The organism is Nucisporomicrobium flavum (assembly GCF_016464385.1).
GTDB classification, from domain to species: domain Bacteria; phylum Actinomycetota; class Actinomycetes; order Mycobacteriales; family Micromonosporaceae; genus Actinoplanes; species Actinoplanes flavus_A.
This window is the reverse complement of the sequence record NZ_JADMLH010000020.1, coordinates 42,771-58,955: the sequence shown is the minus strand read 5'-3', so window position 1 is coordinate 58,955 and position 16,185 is coordinate 42,771. Positions and strand designations below refer to the sequence as shown.

16 protein-coding genes are annotated in these 16,185 nt (G+C 65.5%); 4 read left to right on the top strand and 12 right to left on the bottom strand.

The features are described 5' to 3' along the window. The first annotated feature begins 77 nt into the window (after positions 1 to 77). Together IT780_RS34105 and IT780_RS34095 are read left to right on the top strand one after the other, a co-directional pair. Positions 78 to 494 (top strand): hypothetical protein, encoded by a 417-nt coding sequence (locus IT780_RS34105; RefSeq protein WP_199515954.1) that lies wholly within the window; start codon positions 78 to 80, stop codon positions 492 to 494. A gap of 597 nt (positions 495 to 1,091) precedes the next feature. Then, positions 1,092 to 1,418: a hypothetical protein gene (locus IT780_RS34095; RefSeq protein ID WP_199515952.1), complete on the top strand. Its 327-nt coding sequence runs from the start codon at positions 1,092 to 1,094 to the stop codon at positions 1,416 to 1,418. 69 nt (positions 1,419 to 1,487) lie between these two features. On the opposite strand, the gene IT780_RS34090 is transcribed toward IT780_RS34095, so the two are convergent. Continuing rightward, the gene (locus tag IT780_RS34090; protein WP_199515951.1) at positions 1,488 to 2,507 is read right to left on the bottom strand and encodes an ATP-dependent DNA ligase; all 1,020 of its coding nucleotides are present in this window, start codon (positions 2,505 to 2,507) and stop codon (positions 1,488 to 1,490) included. Positions 2,508 to 2,732: 225 nt separating this feature from the next. On the opposite strand from IT780_RS34090, the gene IT780_RS34085 reads away from it, so the two are divergent. Beyond that, positions 2,733 to 2,960 carry a hypothetical protein gene (locus IT780_RS34085; protein WP_199515950.1) on the top strand — a complete coding sequence of 76 codons (228 nt, stop codon included), beginning with the start codon at positions 2,733 to 2,735 and terminating at the stop codon, positions 2,958 to 2,960. A 122-nt stretch (positions 2,961 to 3,082) separates the two neighbouring features. Here IT780_RS34085 and IT780_RS34080 read toward each other — a convergent pair whose 3' ends face one another. From IT780_RS34080 to IT780_RS34070, 3 genes are all read right to left on the bottom strand, one after another. Further along, positions 3,083 to 3,397: a hypothetical protein gene (locus IT780_RS34080; RefSeq protein WP_199515949.1), complete on the bottom strand. Its 315-nt coding sequence runs from the start codon at positions 3,395 to 3,397 to the stop codon at positions 3,083 to 3,085. Positions 3,398 to 3,459: 62 nt separating this feature from the next. After that, on the bottom strand, positions 3,460 to 5,841 hold the full coding sequence (locus tag IT780_RS34075; protein WP_199515948.1) for a tyrosine-type recombinase/integrase: 2,382 nt from the start codon (positions 5,839 to 5,841) through the stop codon (positions 3,460 to 3,462). Next, the gene (locus IT780_RS34070; protein WP_199515947.1) at positions 5,838 to 7,037 is read right to left on the bottom strand and encodes a tyrosine-type recombinase/integrase; all 1,200 of its coding nucleotides are present in this window, start codon (positions 7,035 to 7,037) and stop codon (positions 5,838 to 5,840) included. The genes IT780_RS34075 and IT780_RS34070 overlap by 4 nt, the downstream gene beginning before the upstream one ends. A gap of 72 nt (positions 7,038 to 7,109) precedes the next feature. On the opposite strand from IT780_RS34070, the gene ligD reads away from it, so the two are divergent. Next, complete coding sequence (gene ligD / locus IT780_RS34065) at positions 7,110 to 8,189, top strand: non-homologous end-joining DNA ligase (protein WP_199516026.1); 1,080 nt, start codon at positions 7,110 to 7,112, stop codon at positions 8,187 to 8,189. Between the two features lie 126 nt (positions 8,190 to 8,315). Here the strand turns inward: ligD and IT780_RS34060 are convergent, their stop codons facing one another. From IT780_RS34060 to IT780_RS34025, 8 genes are all read right to left on the bottom strand, one after another. Then, complete coding sequence (locus IT780_RS34060; protein ID WP_199515946.1) at positions 8,316 to 8,582, bottom strand: hypothetical protein; 267 nt, start codon at positions 8,580 to 8,582, stop codon at positions 8,316 to 8,318. A 713-nt stretch (positions 8,583 to 9,295) separates the two neighbouring features. Then, on the bottom strand, positions 9,296 to 9,901 hold the full coding sequence (locus IT780_RS34055) for a YdcF family protein (RefSeq protein WP_199515945.1): 606 nt from the start codon (positions 9,899 to 9,901) through the stop codon (positions 9,296 to 9,298). A gap of 386 nt (positions 9,902 to 10,287) precedes the next feature. Then, complete coding sequence (locus IT780_RS34050) at positions 10,288 to 10,767, bottom strand: NUDIX hydrolase (RefSeq protein WP_199516025.1); 480 nt, start codon at positions 10,765 to 10,767, stop codon at positions 10,288 to 10,290. Further along, complete coding sequence (locus IT780_RS34045) at positions 10,767 to 11,348, bottom strand: AAA family ATPase (protein ID WP_199515944.1); 582 nt, start codon at positions 11,346 to 11,348, stop codon at positions 10,767 to 10,769. The genes IT780_RS34050 and IT780_RS34045 overlap by 1 nt, the downstream gene beginning before the upstream one ends. Then, positions 11,345 to 12,568 (bottom strand): methyltransferase, FxLD system, encoded by a 1,224-nt coding sequence (gene fxlM / locus IT780_RS34040; RefSeq protein WP_199515943.1) that lies wholly within the window; start codon positions 12,566 to 12,568, stop codon positions 11,345 to 11,347. The genes IT780_RS34045 and fxlM overlap by 4 nt, the downstream gene beginning before the upstream one ends. A gap of 402 nt (positions 12,569 to 12,970) precedes the next feature. Further along, positions 12,971 to 13,483, bottom strand: a complete 513-nt coding sequence (locus tag IT780_RS34035) for an HIT family protein (RefSeq protein WP_199515942.1) — start codon at positions 13,481 to 13,483, stop codon at positions 12,971 to 12,973. 221 nt (positions 13,484 to 13,704) lie between these two features. Next, positions 13,705 to 14,604 carry a phosphoribosyltransferase family protein gene (locus IT780_RS34030; RefSeq protein WP_199515941.1) on the bottom strand — a complete coding sequence of 300 codons (900 nt, stop codon included), beginning with the start codon at positions 14,602 to 14,604 and terminating at the stop codon, positions 13,705 to 13,707. 50 nt (positions 14,605 to 14,654) lie between these two features. After that, positions 14,655 to 16,037 carry a B12-binding domain-containing radical SAM protein gene (locus IT780_RS34025; protein ID WP_199515940.1) on the bottom strand — a complete coding sequence of 461 codons (1,383 nt, stop codon included), beginning with the start codon at positions 16,035 to 16,037 and terminating at the stop codon, positions 14,655 to 14,657. Between the last annotated feature and the right edge of the window lie 148 nt (positions 16,038 to 16,185).

Below are 16,185 nucleotides of genomic sequence, written 5' to 3'. Positions count from 1 at the left end.
CCGCGGCAGCGAAGAACCCTCGATCGGGTGAATACCGACGCATTGACCGGCTCTGCTGTGCCCGACAGCATCGAACGATGAGATCTGAGTCGTTCCTCGCCCTCGGCTACGACGTACCGATCGCCGCCGAGGACGCCTTGACGACGCTGCTAGACGCGGCGCGCAGCCAGGCGCTGATGCCCGACTCCGATCGTGCCGGCCGAAACTTGCTCGACCCCGCCGATGTCGAAGACCGCACGGTGCACCTGACCCAGATTGAGCTGCACGTGCAAGCGCTCAGCGGCCAACATGACGGCCACTGCATCGTGGCCTCGCGGCTCTACACCGCTGACGTCGATGACCTGCAGGAAATCGACCGCGACGACCTCGCCCCCGGCGACGACCGCCAGCGACTCACCTGGGCCCTGACGACCCTCGGCCTTGCCTCAATGGCCGAAGATGAACCCCGCTGGAGGCTTGGCATAAGCCTTCAACCTTCGGCTCCACCCCTCTAATACCAAGCAACCGCAGGTCAGAGGCAGGCCAGCAGATCGAAGCAGTGCGGATTCTCGGCCTCATTCCGCCCGCCGAGACCGGCGACCGGAACCCGGCTGCAGCCAGCAAGATCCTCAGCTCGCGCGAGCGTAGGTCGGCGTGTTGATGGCCGGACTCGAACGAGTTAACCGGCGCCCTCTTGGGAGTCGTCGAAGTTCGGCGGTTACTCGTCAAATGCCCGGTGCGTAGCGATCCACTGCTCGACCTGGTCGGCGAGCCACACCCGACCTTGGGCCAGGTCAGCGACCGGCCGCGGGAAAGTGCCGCGGCGAGTGAGCTGGTCCACGCGTTGACGGCTCACTCCGCCGCAGAGGATGCAAATCTCTTGAATACCAACTAGCCGGAGAGCTGAACCACGCATCCCCGCAGTCTAGGCATACGACTATAGTCGCACGAAAGGGCACCGTCGCTTTCGCCGGTATCGAAATGACGAGACGACGACGCGAGACTCCGATAGGCCGGAACTCCGAGCGCAGGAGCGCGGCAGTGCCTTAGTCAGCACTCACGCGCCCCCGCCGGAACCTTCTTATCGAACATGTGTACGATATCGTCGGATCATGGGTGACGCAGAGCAGGACTGGCGGGCACCTGGCGGCCTGCTGTGGGAGTCGTGGCTGCTCGTGTGCGTGATCAGCGGTGACCGTGTCATGACCGGGCAGGTGATCGTCAAGCGCCTGATGGACGGCCGCTGGTGCGTCCAGACGATCGAAGCACCACGGCGGCTGCATCTGCGGCACTTTGTGACGTTCGACGACACTGAGCACGCCGGCCGCGCGCTGCGCGACCTGTACGAGCAGGGCCAGACCGCCGGCACCTGGTCTGAGAGCCGCTTCGGCCATCAGAGCATCCTCGCGATGACGGCCGACAGCAAGCCTCATTGGTAAGCAGAAGCCGGAGGAAGGAACGGCCCTCCCACGAGTCGAACCGGGCTCGAGGTCCCGTCGCCCGAGCCGTCAGGCGGCGCCCCACTCGTCACCGCACAGGACGAGGTCAGAGGGTCGCAGATCCGCTCGAATGCGTTGCAGTGCCGCCGCGTGCCGGAGTCGCTGGAATGGTCCATCGGCGGCGTGATCGACGAGCACTTCAGCGACGAGAGTTGGCTCCACCTGCCGGTAAGGTACGGGCTCTCGGCTGTTGAAGTCGGCGAGCCACCCCGCCGGGAGCGGGCACGGCCACGGGTGGCTGTCACCGCGGAAGACAGGCGGTCGAAGACCGGAGAGTTCAGTCCTCATTGCCGCCCGGATGCGGTGGGTGCGCCCGACAACCCGGAGTATGCCCCGCTGGTCGTAGCGTCCGAGCAGCAGGCTGATGGGGCGGTCGAGGGAGCCGGTGACGCCGCCGATGATGTATTCCTCGGTGTGCTTGGCTTTGGTCTTCTGCCACACAGCTTGGCCGGGAACGTATTGCCCGGCGGGGCTTTTCGAGACGAGGCCTTCCACGCCGGCCGGCTGCCAGTCGGTCAGCCAGGACAGGGCGGTGGCCCGGTTGCTGGTCTGCGGGCACAACGTCAAGGTCGGTGGCGCGGCGCCAAGCAGTCGTTGCAGGCGCCGCCGGCGGCCGGCCAGCGGCAGCAAGAGCAGTTCCTTGCCGCGGGCGCCGCGGAGCATGTCGAACGCGACCAGGTGCGCGGGATGCCGTGCGGCTTCCTCGCCGACGCGGCGTCCGGCGCTCAGCCGCCGCTGCAGCAGGTTGAACGACGTCCGGCCCGACTGCTCGTCCCAGATCACGATCTCGCCGTCGAGAACGACACCAGGCGCCAAGAAATCTGCGGCTTCCCGGCAGATTTCCGGGAAGTAGGACGAGAGGTCCCGCAAATTGCGGGACTGAATTCTGACACCCTCTTTGCCTACCCAAATAATAGCTCGGAAGCCGTCCCATTTCGGTTCAAATACAATGGTACTTGCAGGCGTGCTGGACGGGAGTTCCGGTGCGGGGACAGCCCGCATCGGCTCGACCGGCCAGCGCAGCACCACGACACCCCCGTCAACGAGTTCCCCGTCGACGGTAGGCAGAACAACGGGCTCCTGATCTGCGGAAACGCCGATTTCACTCTGCCCGCGAGGACGGCCAGACGGCCATCGTGCACGCAGACGACGCGTCCAGGCAGGAACCGCGCAGTGTCCAGGCAGATTCTCCGTGTAAATAACATCGCTGTAATTCGGTGAGGTGACGTCGTGACAGGTTGCAAGATCTGCCACGTGGGCATCACATGGAGCGTGTTGCCCATTTACGTACGCGATGATTGGCAGGTCGAGACGGTGCTGCTCGACCGCGGAGACGGTTTGCGCGAATGGGTCGAAGTGCGGCATGACGGCGCTGTTGAACACTTCCCGGACCACGCCGCCGTGCAACACATGCTCAGCGGGCAAGGCCTTGATCTGGCCCGGTTCACGCCGGTCGACACCATCGACGACGGCTGCGAATGATGCCTGTACACCTGCCTGAGCTGATCCGGCCGATGCTGGCCGCCGCCGGGCCATTGCCGACTGGCGGCGGGTGGGCATTCGAGTTCAAGTACGACGGCGTCCTTTACTGAACTTGTCAACGCTCAGATGGAGACGACCTGGCCGGCTTGGACTGCTGCGATCATCAGGACAAGAACCGCGCCGACCAGTGTGCCGATGAAGAACCAGAGCCGCCATGGGCGAACACGGTGGAAAGCTCCAGCCACGATCACCAGAATCAGGCTGACGGGGACGATGATGAGCTCTGCGCGGCCGTATAAGGCGAACGGAATCGCGCAGACAGCGCCCTCCAGGGTCAAGAACGGCCACTCTCCGGCTGCCGCGCCGACTGCGACGACAGCCACGTGCGGGCCGGCACCAAGTGCGAGCGCCAGCCAGGTGTGCGGAGGGTAAGTCACGTGCTCAGAGTGCCACGCTCAACGGAGCAGAACCTACCAAATCGCCTTGCGCACCTGACACGCTAAGCCGTGGGCGCCTCGAGTTGGGAGCGCTTGTTTCTGATGTGCCGGAGGCTTTCTTCGAGGGCGGCTACTTCGCCAAGCCACTGCTTCCCGTGGGCTTCCGCGAGCCTGTCTTTGGTGCTTGCTTCGATGATGTCCAGACGCGGCGCTTGGGTCGGGTCGAGGCGGAGGAATGGACACCGGACACAGGCGTGTTCGTGGACGCAGGGTGTGCCATAGGGGCGGAAGCAGTCCCCGAGCTCGACGCGGCGCAGCTGAAAATGTTGCTCGAAGTCGGCCCATTCTTCCGGCGCGACGGCGCGGTACTCGTGAGAGTCACGCAAGCTGCGGCGGTGCTCGACCATCTTGCGGTGGGCATGGATGACCTGTTCAGGGAACACAGCGGTGTAGCCGCGTGTGGTGTCGAGGTCGAGGTGGCCGAGCAATGTGGCGGCGATGTGGATGGGCAGCCCAGCCCCGACCAGTTCGGTGGTGAACAGCCGCCGGAAGTCGTGCGGCGTGAATCTGATGGGCTCACCGTTGTCGCTTAGGCCAGCTGCATCCGCGGTGGCGTTGAGGATCGTCCGGACGTAGTGGCTGGAAAGCACCTCGTGGCGGGCGCCGACCGGGCGGGAGAACAGATGCGGAAGCGGCGCGCCGTGGATACGGTCGTGCCGGTCATAGCGGATTGACAGCGGGATGCGTTCGTCGTCACCGCGGGCGCGGCGAACGACGGCCAGCAGGACGCTGACCAGTTCGGGAGTCATCGGCACGAGGCGTTCAGTGTCGAGCTTGGATGGCGTGATGTGCAGCAGCGGCACCACCGCGCCGGTGGTAGGAGGCGTGTAGTGGCGCAGGGACAGCTGGGTCAGCTCCATGACTTCTTCGATGCGGCAGCCGGTCAGCCGCAGGGTCTCGATCAGCGCCCAAGCCCAAAAGCAGTCCGCCTCCAAGGCGCCGGCATCGAATCGGGTGCCGTCAGGGCGCAGCACCCATGTCCGGCAGCGAGCCAGCCGCTCGCTTCTGGTCGGTGGGTCGAATCGCTGGCAGCTCATACCGTCGAGATCGAGCGTCTCGCCATGGCCTGCAGCTTCGGCAGCGGCCAGCAGTCGCACGGACCAGCCACGGCGAGCCGTTGCCGCAGCCAGCAGCTTCGGCAGTAGCGGTGTCAGCACGCGCGTTCGTTGCTGGGTTCGGGCCTTCTGATGCCGTTTCGCCTTTTTCACTGCGCGGGCGTCGGCGTCGCGCACCGGTGACGGCGCCGCCCAGACACCCCACCGCGCGGGCTCGTCGAGCGCCCATTGTTGGAGGTCGCGGTAGAAGGCTCTGACCCGGAAGAGCAGGCTGTGCACGTCGCGGCGCGTCCCGCCAGCGGCAGTCACGGCTAACCGTTCGCGCCATTGCGCGACGACGTGTGGTGCCAGCCGCAGATCGGCCTGATCGGGGTTGATCTGGAGGATCTCCCACCAGAACGCCCGGCCCAACGTATGCACGTGGTGGACCCAGCTGCCGTAGTCAAGGCCGGGCCTGATCTCGCTGAGATAGTCGATGATCACCTCTCTGACGGGGCTCGGCGGGATGCCGTAGCGGTCCAGGACGTGAGCGGCGTCGTGCTGGCGGCTGTTGCCCTTGGCCGTCCATACCGCTCGCAGCGTCGCGGGTTCGCCGGCCAACGGCCCGGCCTGAACCAACAGTTCCCAGAGCAGATGCTCGCGGCGGGCCCGCCCGGAGGTCTTGACCAGGTCGGCATAGATAAGCAGGTCGTCGGCGTTGATGTCTCCGAAGCTCTTTCCGGTGCGGATCAACACCCGGATGAGTCCAGCCTCGGCGTCGATCTGCGCACGAGTCACTGCCCGCCGGTAAGCAGCGAGAGCTCGCAGCCGGGCAAAGTCGTCGCAGTCGTGCACCAGAGGGAATCGTTTGAACAGCTCACCGAACTTGGCGTTGAGCAGGAACGAATACGAAGGGCGCAGCACGCGGCCGAGAAGCAGCACGGCCAGGGCTTGCGAGAACATAGTCGGAGGTCCGGGGCAGGCGGCTGCCAGCCGCGTGTTCCAAGATTTCGGTGCGCAGTCCACGCCGCTGGCCAGCCACCTCTGCTCCCAGTCTGCGCCGGGAAAGCGCTGCAACCATCCCAGCAAAGTGCGGACATGTCGCAGCAGAATCCGCCGTAGGTCGGACCGCTCCGGCAGAACCGCGGCCAGCCGCTGCCGCAACGCGGCGATCACCAGATCGATGTCGGCCGTCACCAGGTCCGCGCCAGGACCGTCACCGCAGCGCGGCTCGGCCGGGCGGCCGGCGTCATAGGCGGCCAGGTGCCGGACCCGGCCATCAGCGGCGAACCGCTCGTCGGGAGCGACCGGCTGCAGCACCGGCGCCGAGGGGCCCAACGTGTGGCTCATTGGCCGAGCCCGAGCAGCTCGTTCAGCTCACCGGCGTCGTAACCGGCCGGGATCATCGGTCCGGCGGCCGCCGCCGTGGTGCGGCGCTGGTGCAGCTCGGCGACTTTGGCAACCAGGTCGTCCAATCGTGGTTGCAGGTAGATCTGCGTGCTGCTGAGTGAGGCGTGCCGCAGGATGGTCTGCACCTCCACTAAAGAGAAGTTGTCGTCGGCGGCCATCCGGGCTGCAGCCGTGTGCCGCAGATCGTGCAGCGAATAGTTCGTGCCCAGCATCGCGTTCGCCCGGCTCAGTACCGCCCGGGCCGCGTGGTAAGTCAACGGCCGTCGCGGCCGGCGCAGCGTCCACCACACCGGTCCTTCCACTGCTGGCCGGCCGCCCAGCTCAGCCAGATAAAGCGCCAGCCAGACGAAGGCGTCCGCCGACGCGGGAACCGCATCCAGCGACCGGGTGCCCTTCGACACCACCGTGATCGTCCGACGGCCGTAGTCGATGCGCTCCAGCCGCAGACCCAACAACTCCGATGCACGGACCCCGCTGGACAGGTAGAACGCCACAAGTGCCCGATCGCGATGACAGGTCAGGGCGGCGAACAACCGGTCCGCCGCATCATCGGGAATGCTGCGCGGTGCTACCCGCGGCACTCGCTGGCGATAGGCCGCCCGAGACATGCGCCGCACCGGCTCCAGCGGACTCTGATGAGCATGGACCCGACCACCGCCGAGGCCACGCTGCACCGGGACCGGATTCACCAGCGGTCCGAGGTCACAGTCCACCGCGAACGAATAGAACCCGTGCAGCACCGTCAACTGATGGTTGATCGTGCGTGGCGCATAACCCGCCCTCGGGTGCGCCTTGCCGGTAATCGGATTGAACGATCCCAGCGCCGGCGCTGTCACAGACCGGCCATCTCGCAACGGATTCGGAGCCTCCCGCAAGAACTCCACCAACGCCCGTACATGCAGGCGCTCCGCTCGCTCCCACGGCACCTCGCGGACGTGAAGAAAACGCAGCCAACGCAGCAGGTCATAACCGTAGCTGCGCAGCGTTCCCCGGCTGACATCACACACCGCAAGATCGCGCAACCACGCCCGGGCCGGCTCATGCACCTCCGACGGAAACCGCACCAACCACCACGGCGACTCCGGAACCGACACCACGGCACCCACCCGAGGCAGCACCCGCACAGCAGCAGACAAGATCCACCTTCCGGCCCAGCAGAGATCAACGACCCTTCCTGAGCCGGCTTAGTTCAGTCAACATGGCGCGGGATCAGCTACGTCGGCGACGGTCAGGTCCGGGTGCTGTCGCGCAACGACCGCGATGTCACCACCACCTACCCGGAGCTGGCTGAGCTCAGTGCGCTGCTTGGTGGCCGGCAGGCGGTCCTCGACGGTGAGATCGTCGCGCTCGAGCCCGGTGACAGGCCGTCGTTCGCGAAACTCGCCGCCCGGATGCACGTCGCGCACCCCGCAGCCACCTTGCTGCAGACAGTCCCGGTCGTCTACTACGTCTTCGACGTCCTCTGGATCGACGGCACGTCACTGCTGGCCCAGCCCTACCAGGTTCGGCGGGAGCTGCTCACCAGCCTCGAACTGGCCGGCACAGCCGTCCGGACGGCGCCGTCGTTCACCGGCACGGGCGGCGCAGCCGTCCTGCAAGCGGCCGAGCTCGCCGGCCTCGAGGGCGTGGTCGCGAAACGCGTCACCGCCCCCTACCGGGCCGGGAAACGGTCGGCCGAGACGTGGACCAAAGTGCCACTCCTCCGCACCCAGGAGGTAGTGGTCATCGGCTGGAAACCCGGTGAGGGCCGCCGGGCCGGCACCATCGGATCGCTCCTGCTCGGTGTCCACGACCAGAGCGGTGCGCTGCGATACGCCGGCGGGGTCGGGACCGGCTTCACCGACAGCATGCTCAGCCAGCTGCACCGCCAGCTCACCTCGCTCAGCCGAGTCCGTCCGGCAGCGGAGGTCCCGCGCGAGCATGCCCGGCACGCCCGCTGGGTCGAACCGGTCCTGATCGGCGAGGTCGCTTTCCGGAACTGGACCCCGGACGGCCGGCTCCGGCACTCGTCCTGGCGAGGGCTCCGCGCCGACCGCAGCCCCGCCGAAGCCCAACACGACTTCACGCTGCCCCCGCCGCCACCGGCGCAGGCGACGGTGAAGGGGGCGATGGCCACCGAGGACGAAACGTGGCGGATCGAGGTCATCGACCGCGACGGCACCGAAACGCTACGCGTGATCCACACCGGCAACGTCGTCGAAGGGCTCAGCATCAACGAGGCAACCGCCCTGCTACGCCGCAGCGGCGTCGATATTCGCCAACTGCACGAGGTCGACCCCGCAGCATGACGTCCATGCCAGCCGACTGCCACGCGATGCCGGCGGCGCCAGGAACTCCGTGATGACTTCGCTCGTGAGAATTGGGTTCTGGCGCGAATTGTGTGATGACGATGCTCGCTCCGCTCGGACCTAGGATCAGCCGAACCAATCGTCCGTGTCGTCGCCTTCGTCGATGCGGTGGACCTCGCAGTCTGCGCTCGGTTCGGTTTCGTCGACACGCCATGCGGAGTGGATCTTCCGATCGAGGTCGAGGACCTTCGGGGCGCGATCCACGGCGTCTCGCGCGTCCTGCCACGAAGGGTATGGGCCGACGACAGCAAACCGGTATCGCGCACGTGGCGCGAGGTCGGCCCACAGCCAAAGCCGGGTCATGCCGTCGTCTACGTCGTCGTCTATGGTCATGAGCGCCTCCTGCCGTCGAGCGTTCGCGTATGAACCTAGCGGTGACCGTCTGCCGTCCCCTCATATAGCGATGGCGGCCAAACAGACGCGCCGTCTTCCTGCGGCTGGCGGCTGACCTACGTGCGCTCCGCGGCCCGTCGACAGGGTCAGGCCAGCTGGAGATCCTTCAAGCAATATGCGCCAGAGCCCCGAACCCGACGCATGATCGTCGACATGGCCGCCGTCGGCTTCATCGACTCCACCACCATCTCCACTCCTGGTTGCCGCACGACCCGCGCCTGGGGAACACCCGCACAACGGCGGCGAAGTCATTCGGGCTGAGCTCTTCGTAACCATCACGGACCGAAGCCGCTCACGCGACAAAGGAGGCGGAACTGAACCCCGCCGTCGGCTTCCTGGGTGACCTTGGACGCATCACCGTGCACACTGCCGCAGGTCACCTCAAGCTTGCCTTATGGCAAGCACCGCTGGGCGGGGCGGGCACCGGCGACGGAGGGGGAAGTCGGTGTCCTCACCCGCAGCAGTGTCCAGCCAGGCGTGAGCCGGCGGCCGCCCGTCGTTGCCGCCGGCTCACCCGCCGTGCCAGGGCCGACCGCACCATCAGCATCCGGCGGCGCAAGCTGCTGGTGGTCTGCTGCTGCCAGCGATCAGCGCCACCGCGTAGAGCGCGGTCGCCGCGGACCGCCCTCGGGGGCCGGCATCGCGGCATCTACTCAGTCTTGTTCCGGCCGGGTCCAGCCCGCTGCCGTCCGGTCAAGTTGAGGTAGCTCGCCCCCGCTAAGCAGTTTCTTCAGGTAGCGGTACTCGCTCTCGATGCGCGGCCGGTCGGCGCTAGACGCCCAGGTGCTCCGGTTATAGGGTCGCCCGTCAGCCCGAGCGGGCGGGTTCCACGTAGCTGCGTAGATCCGTTCGACGGACGGCAGCCCCGCAGCCAGCAGGTGCAGCTGGCGGCGTTGCCACCATTTCACCACGGCGATAACGGTGCGAACCCGACCGAGGCGCTCTTCAATAAGCGGGCGAGCGAATGCGACATTCTCCACGGAGGTGCGAGAGCCCCGCTCGATGATCATCCGATCTGAGGTGATACCCCGCGCCAACAGCGCACGAGCATGTTCTTCGCTCTCGACGTGGACCGGGTTGCGGCGGTTGGGACCTCCGGTCAGGACAATAAGCGGTGCAAGCCCCGAGCGAAGTGCCTGCTCAGCTGGCGTAGCGGCGTCCGGTAGGGTTGAGCCGAACACAAAGATCACATCGGCGCGGCCCAGCCCAGGAGCAGAGGCGTCGACAAAGTCCGCGGTACCCGCGTCGGTCCCGGTCATATCGGCAACCTGCTCTCGTGCTGGGCCCTGGCCGCCTAGTTTTCTTGGTCCGCCGACGACCTCCCCTCTGCGGCCATCACGGTTTCGGCGAATTCTCAAACCGTACGTAGCTCGATCGGACGGGGTCGACCAATCGCCGTCGTGTGCGCGGACCACGAACGACAACATCGGCCCGCCCGCAAACGACAAACTCCGCTGCATGGAGCTCGGCCCGTCTCTGAGTACGACTTCCGGAGCATGGTGGGATTAGTTGCGCATCCGAATACGCGGCCGCAGATGCGCCGGATGATTGCAGCCGCCAAGCGGTAGCCAACGGCCTAGCCGGAATCTCGACGCGTGGCAAACGCCTCGATGCTGATTCTGCACGTCATCGCACATCGAAACTGTCATGTATCCGTTCGCCGATGGGCAGAAACAGCCAAATCTGCGAACCGGGACACCGGCATCCCTCGCGGAATTCTCGAATAGTCAAGCGGCGTCCATACAGCTTCCGCTACCTCCCCGTTCAGTCGAAGCTGATCCGACTGTGCGGTGACCCTGAAGATAGTCAGGTGGTCACGCTTACCTTCGGCTGTCGTCACAAGTTCCTCGAGGACGTCGGCTGCGGGCCCGAATGCGAGACCCAGCTCTTCCATGCACTCGCGCCGCACGGCATCTTCGGCCGATTCCTTATGGGGCCGGTAGCCGCCCCCTGGCAAGCCCCAGCGGTTTTGATCGCCGTAGGACTGTCTGATCAATACAAACAATTCAGGATCTCGTGGGTGCAGAATCAAGGCTTTTACGCCATAGGTCCTCGGTTTAAATAGCCTCCAGTAGAATTTCAAGGCCTTATCGATGGCGGAGACGGCGACACGATGAATGGCCATCACGAGGCACTCGCCGACCTGGCTGTGCAGTATGCGCATCGATTCGGGCATGCACTGAACGGCGGCGACTTGGAAAGGCCGCTGGTGTGCAGGATGGCCGCGACGGTTTGTTCCTGGCTGCTGTCCTCGCTGATCACGACCTCGCCCGAGACGCCGAGGACGTCATGGGCGGTGTACCAATCGCGCAGGTGATCGGCGGTGACGTGTTCCAGGCCCTTGCCTTGATGCCGACGGATTGTCTCGTCCAGGCTGACATCGAGATAGAACACATGCGCCGGCCCGGCATGCGCGCGGATCAAGCCGAGCAGTGCCTGCTGGTAGCGGGCGGCGATCATCATGCCCTCGACGATCACGTGGAAGCCGTGCTCGAGCGCTGCCGTGGCGGTCGCGGCGATGACCGCGGGTGCAGCGACATCGATGCTGCTCGTGTCGTGCTCGCGCAGAACGATCCGGCGCATATGGTCCTGCTCGATCAGCGCGCAGCCGCGCCCGTACCGAGCCCGAACTTCACGTGCTGTGGTCGTTTTTCCGCTGCTGGAGTTCCCGCGGATCACGACGAGCGTCGGGGATTGCGTGATCATCGGATGCTGGGCCAGTCGATCGCGGTCAGGGTGTGGGAGCGTCGCACCACCAGCCGCAGCCGGTCGGTGTCCGCGAGCTCGGTACTGGCCGGGTGCACGGTGATCTGCGGGCCACCGTTCTGCCGGTGCTGCTCGTCCCAGGTCACGAGCAGGCCGGTCAGATCGTCGGCGAGTGACTGCGCCTGCGGGCCGAAGCCGTGGGCGCCGAGCTGCCAAGCGCCATCGTGCTGCTGCCGGCTGGTCAGGTAGGTGAGGCTGTCACCGGCCAGCAGGGTCGGGCAGAAGAACCGGTCCTGGGGATCCAGCAGGCCCAGGGTGCGTTCCCGGTCGACGTTCAGGATCCCGTACGGGCGGGGCTGGCTGGCCAGGAACAGGTGCAGCGCCTCGAACGACGTACCGGCGGTCAAGGTGACCGGCGACCAGCGTTCCGTCCGTGGCCCGTCCAGCGCCATGGCGATCGCGGTCGCGTCGACCTGCGTTGCCGGGTCGTCCAGGATCAGGACAGCGGCGTCACCGCGCAGCTGCACCAGGCGTACCGGGTCCTGACCGTGGCCTTGCATCGACACGAACCCGCATTGGATCGACGCGCGCGCCACCAAGTGGTCACCGGCACGGTCCAGGGTGAGGCAGCGAGTGTGGGCGCGCATCCGCAACGGCACCACCAGGCGGCCGCCCGGCGTCAGCTGCTCCGTCCACGCGGGCGGCACGTCGGCGGCCTCCACGGTGACCAGGATCGCGTCATAAGGTGCGCCGGGCGGGTAGCCATGCTCGCCGTCGGCCACCGCCGTGTGCACCAGCGGATAGCCGGACCGGTTGAGCACGGCCCGCGCGGAGCTGATCACGTCCGGGTCGATGTCGATCGTGGTCACCTGCCCGGCCGGGCCCACCAGCTCGGCGGCCAAAGCCGCGTTGTAGCCGCCCGACCCGATCTCGAGCACTCGCGCTCCGGGCCGGAGCTGGGCCTGTTCCAGCATGTAAGCCTGCAACCACGGCGCCGACACCGAACTCGTCGCCGCCCTGGCCGCGTCGCGTTTGGTGACCACCACGCGATCGGCGTACGCCGCCTGCAAGCTCGTGCCGGCAGGGGCGAACAGGTGTCGCGGCACGGCCCGAAACGCTGCCCGTACCGATGGTGACTGGGCGAACCCCTTCGCCACCAACCGCGTGGTCAACTGGGCGCGAAGATCAGCGGTGATCGGTCCGGCGACGACATCGGTCATCGGCAACTCCCTCAAACTAAGCGGCTCGGCGCACCGTAGCGGCGGGGTACGACCTTTCCATGCCCTCCGCGAGAGATCTGTCACCCGAAAGGAATCCACGCCGCAAGATGCAGCCGACATGTCACCCTTCAACGCCACTACCGAGCGACGCGACGAACACTCCGGCCGGGGCCCAGCGCCCAGGTGGTTCAGGATCGGTTGCGGTATGTGGGACTCCAAGGCAGCGACGCCAGGGCCCTGCTACTGGTGATCTCGATCTCGCGGCGCCGTCTGGATGGGGCGCGTGAGGGTGCCACCGGGCTCGAAAGTCCTGGTCTTCCGGGGTGGGCCATCGTGGTTAGGAACACGAATGGTTTCATGCGCACCAGCTATTCATCTCAGCGCACGCCATCGATGACGGCATCACCTTAGCTTAGAATCGCCCAATTCTTCCTTTAGTCGGTGACGGATGTCGGCAGCCAATCTCTCGGTCTCGCCGATGTCATGCCGACCATCGTCGAGGTAGGTCCACGGCAGCGCGCCGCGCGGAATGGGGTCTTTTTGCGGGCGGGGTAGAACGTGGGCGTGTAAATGAGGAACGTTGTTGCCAAGGACTTCGTAATTCATCTTGGCGGGTTGCAAGATTTGTTCGACTGCCCGTCCGATCGTGAGCATATCGGCGAAGAATGCAAGTGCATCGGCCGCTGACAGTTCGGTCGGCTCGCAGACATGCCCGCTGTTCCAGATGACCCAGGAGTAGCCGGGAATCTGGCCACGAACGCTCAAGAAGCCGGTCGCGACCTGACCGGTGTAGATACGTATGCCCCAGTCGGGGTCTTCCGTGGCGAGGAAAGAGCACAGCTTGCAGTCGGCCCCTGCCTTCAGGTTTGGCCAGTCGGCGTCCCAGGGCGTCCAGCCTTGATGTTCGACAGCCATCGGCGCCTCCGTTCGCCACTCCGCCTGCCTGCTGCACCGTGCTCGTTGCCGAGTTGCACGCGGAGTTCGCAGCGCGAGCGTGGTTTCGTCGGATCAGCGTCTCATAGCGACTACCCTCCTCGAGTCGACATCGGTAAGCAGGGCACATCAATTTCCACTCAGCGGGTAGGCGACCACCCGTGCGGCGAAACGCCCGAGCGAAGCTAATAGCTTTGAAGCGGTCAACGATGACCCGATTGCGCTACGGGGCGACACCAGGGGTGCTGTCGCTCTTCTAAGACTTTCCACAGACATCTAATAAGGTGACGACTGAAGTCGTAGTAATGGAATCCTGTTGCGGATAGCTCATTCAAAAGGACCTCCAAGAACAGGTCATCTTGACTGTCGAGAAGCGCACGTACCTCATATTCCGTGGGCCAGGTCAACAGCATTCGTAACGCCCGGTCATTCAACAGAAACTCGCCACGCTCCAGGAATTCGGCCAAGAGTTTGGGGCAGGGCCCACTTGCCGCGTTGATGCGGTCTTCGACCTGCGGGTCCGTAGCGGCAAGGCTAGGGTTAACGCGGATCGCGTAGAGGTAGTCAATTTCTGCTGGCCGCAGGGGCTCTAGCGTTTCGGTCATTTTCGCTTCAACGGCGCCGGTAACGATGAGATCGTCGACGCAGATGACGCGCGATCCTCGGACCATATTAGGATCGGCGTAGTCGATGGTGGCGGCCATTGCGACTCGCCTTTGGTTGGGGTTGAGAGTTGCGTACGGCACAGCCGACCCTTGGCGGACGTGCTTCATATCGTGCAACTGGGCTGGCGGAAGGCGATGCTCTGCGCGCCAGTGGTTGAGTAGTTGTGTGAGGTAGAAGGCGATTGCCTGGGCTGGTTTGGGCGTGTGGCGTGTAGCGGGTCCGTAGATGACCACCGGCGTGCAGGAGTCGGCGAGCAGGGTTGGGTTGGCGTCGGCCAGCATCCCGGCGAGCCGGTAGCCGTAGTCGCGGGCGGGCACGGTGTGGCCATATTTCATGTTGCTGTAGGACGCCGCATCGAAGTCGCCATACTGAGTGACCAACCGTCCGTTCTCGGCTACCTGAATCTCGTAGATCGCCAGGCGGGTGGTTCGCACCACTGCGGCCTCCTCACTCGTCAAATTCGCATCGGGTGTGGTGCAGGGCAGCACTACTGTCGAGGGAGCGCCCGTTCAAGGACGTGCGGGTACCGCCGTTTGAGGGCAGTGAGATCGTCGAGGACCCTCGTCCGGAATTCGGGGCGGCCGGCGTACAGAGCCGAGCTGGCGTAGGTGTCGCTGGCGGCCCATTCGGCCTGCGTGCGGTTGTCGTCTTCGGTCTTGCCGAAGAGTTGCTCGTAGAGCTCGGTGGCGGGAAAAGGCGTGAAGAAGTGGTGCTTCTGCCGGTTGTGCTCCAGGGCAGCCAGATCGGTGACAAGTTCGAGCGTTTGACGGCTGTCCTGGAGCTCTTCGCCAGGAAGGTCGTGGATCCAGCTGCTGAGTTGAATGATGCCGGCCTCGTCCAGCAGGTGACAGGCGTTGCGGGTGTCGGCAACGGTTGCACTCTTGTGGAGGGCTTTGAGCATACGGTCGGACCCGGACTCGCAGCCCAGGAAGATGGCCGAGAATCCAACCTTATGTAGTCGCTTCAGGTCGATGACCTTGGCGAGGTTAACCACGTCACGCGTGCGCATGTTGGCGCGTAGTTCGATTCGTTGATCCTGGTGTTCGAGCAGCGTGACGATGTCAACGACCCGAGGGATGTTGGTGGAGAAATTCGGGTCGAGCAGGCTGATCTGGCTTGGCGCGTATCTGCGCCACAGCGCGGCCAGCTCGGCGGCGACCCGTTCCGGCGCCAGGGGTTTCCACTTCCGGGTGCTGGTCTGGGGTTCGGAGCAGAAGGCGCACCCGTAGGGACAGCCATAGCTGGTGATGTAAGACAGGTCCCGGATGGATTCGGTGTAGTACCTGGTCGGATCGATGAGCTGGTAATTCATCGGGGGCAGGGCGTTCATGTCGCCGAGAAACTCGTAGCTGGTCCTGACGATCCTCGGCTCGGTGCCGCCGCGCGGGGTGACGGCAGTGCGGCCGTCGGCCATGGCCAGGTTGGGCACGTCGGCGAAGGACTCGGGGCGCAGCGGTGCGCCGCCGGCCAGACGCTGCGCGATGGCCAGGACGGCGTGTTCACCCGGGCCGCGCACCACGATGTCGACGAGCCCTTCGCGCAGGATGCCGCGGTGGGCCAGGGTGGCGTGGTAGCCGCCCCAGATCAGGGGGATGTGCGGGGCCGCGTCGCGCGCGATCGCAATGGCCGTTAGGACGTTGCCGATACTTGGGCCGGTCATGCAGGTGACGCCGATGAACAGGGCGTCGGCGGCGTGAGCACGGATCAGGTGACGCCAATCAGCGTCGACCTGGCAGTCGATGATGTGTACGTCAAAGCCGCCATCCTGAAGGACCGAACCGATCGACAGGACCGACAGCGGGTGCCACGCGTAGTCGGATTCACCGGTCGACAGCGGATCGACACCGGCGAACAGGATGATTTTCTTCATCGAGATGGGCCTTTCATCGCTGCGGGCACCTGTCGAACGAGGTGGCTGGGTTCGTTTCCCTCATTGGGGTGACGGTGCGCCCGGAGGGACTCGGGTTGTTAATCGCGGTATCGGCCCGCTTCGAGACCGGGTGTCGGCCAAGTACCTG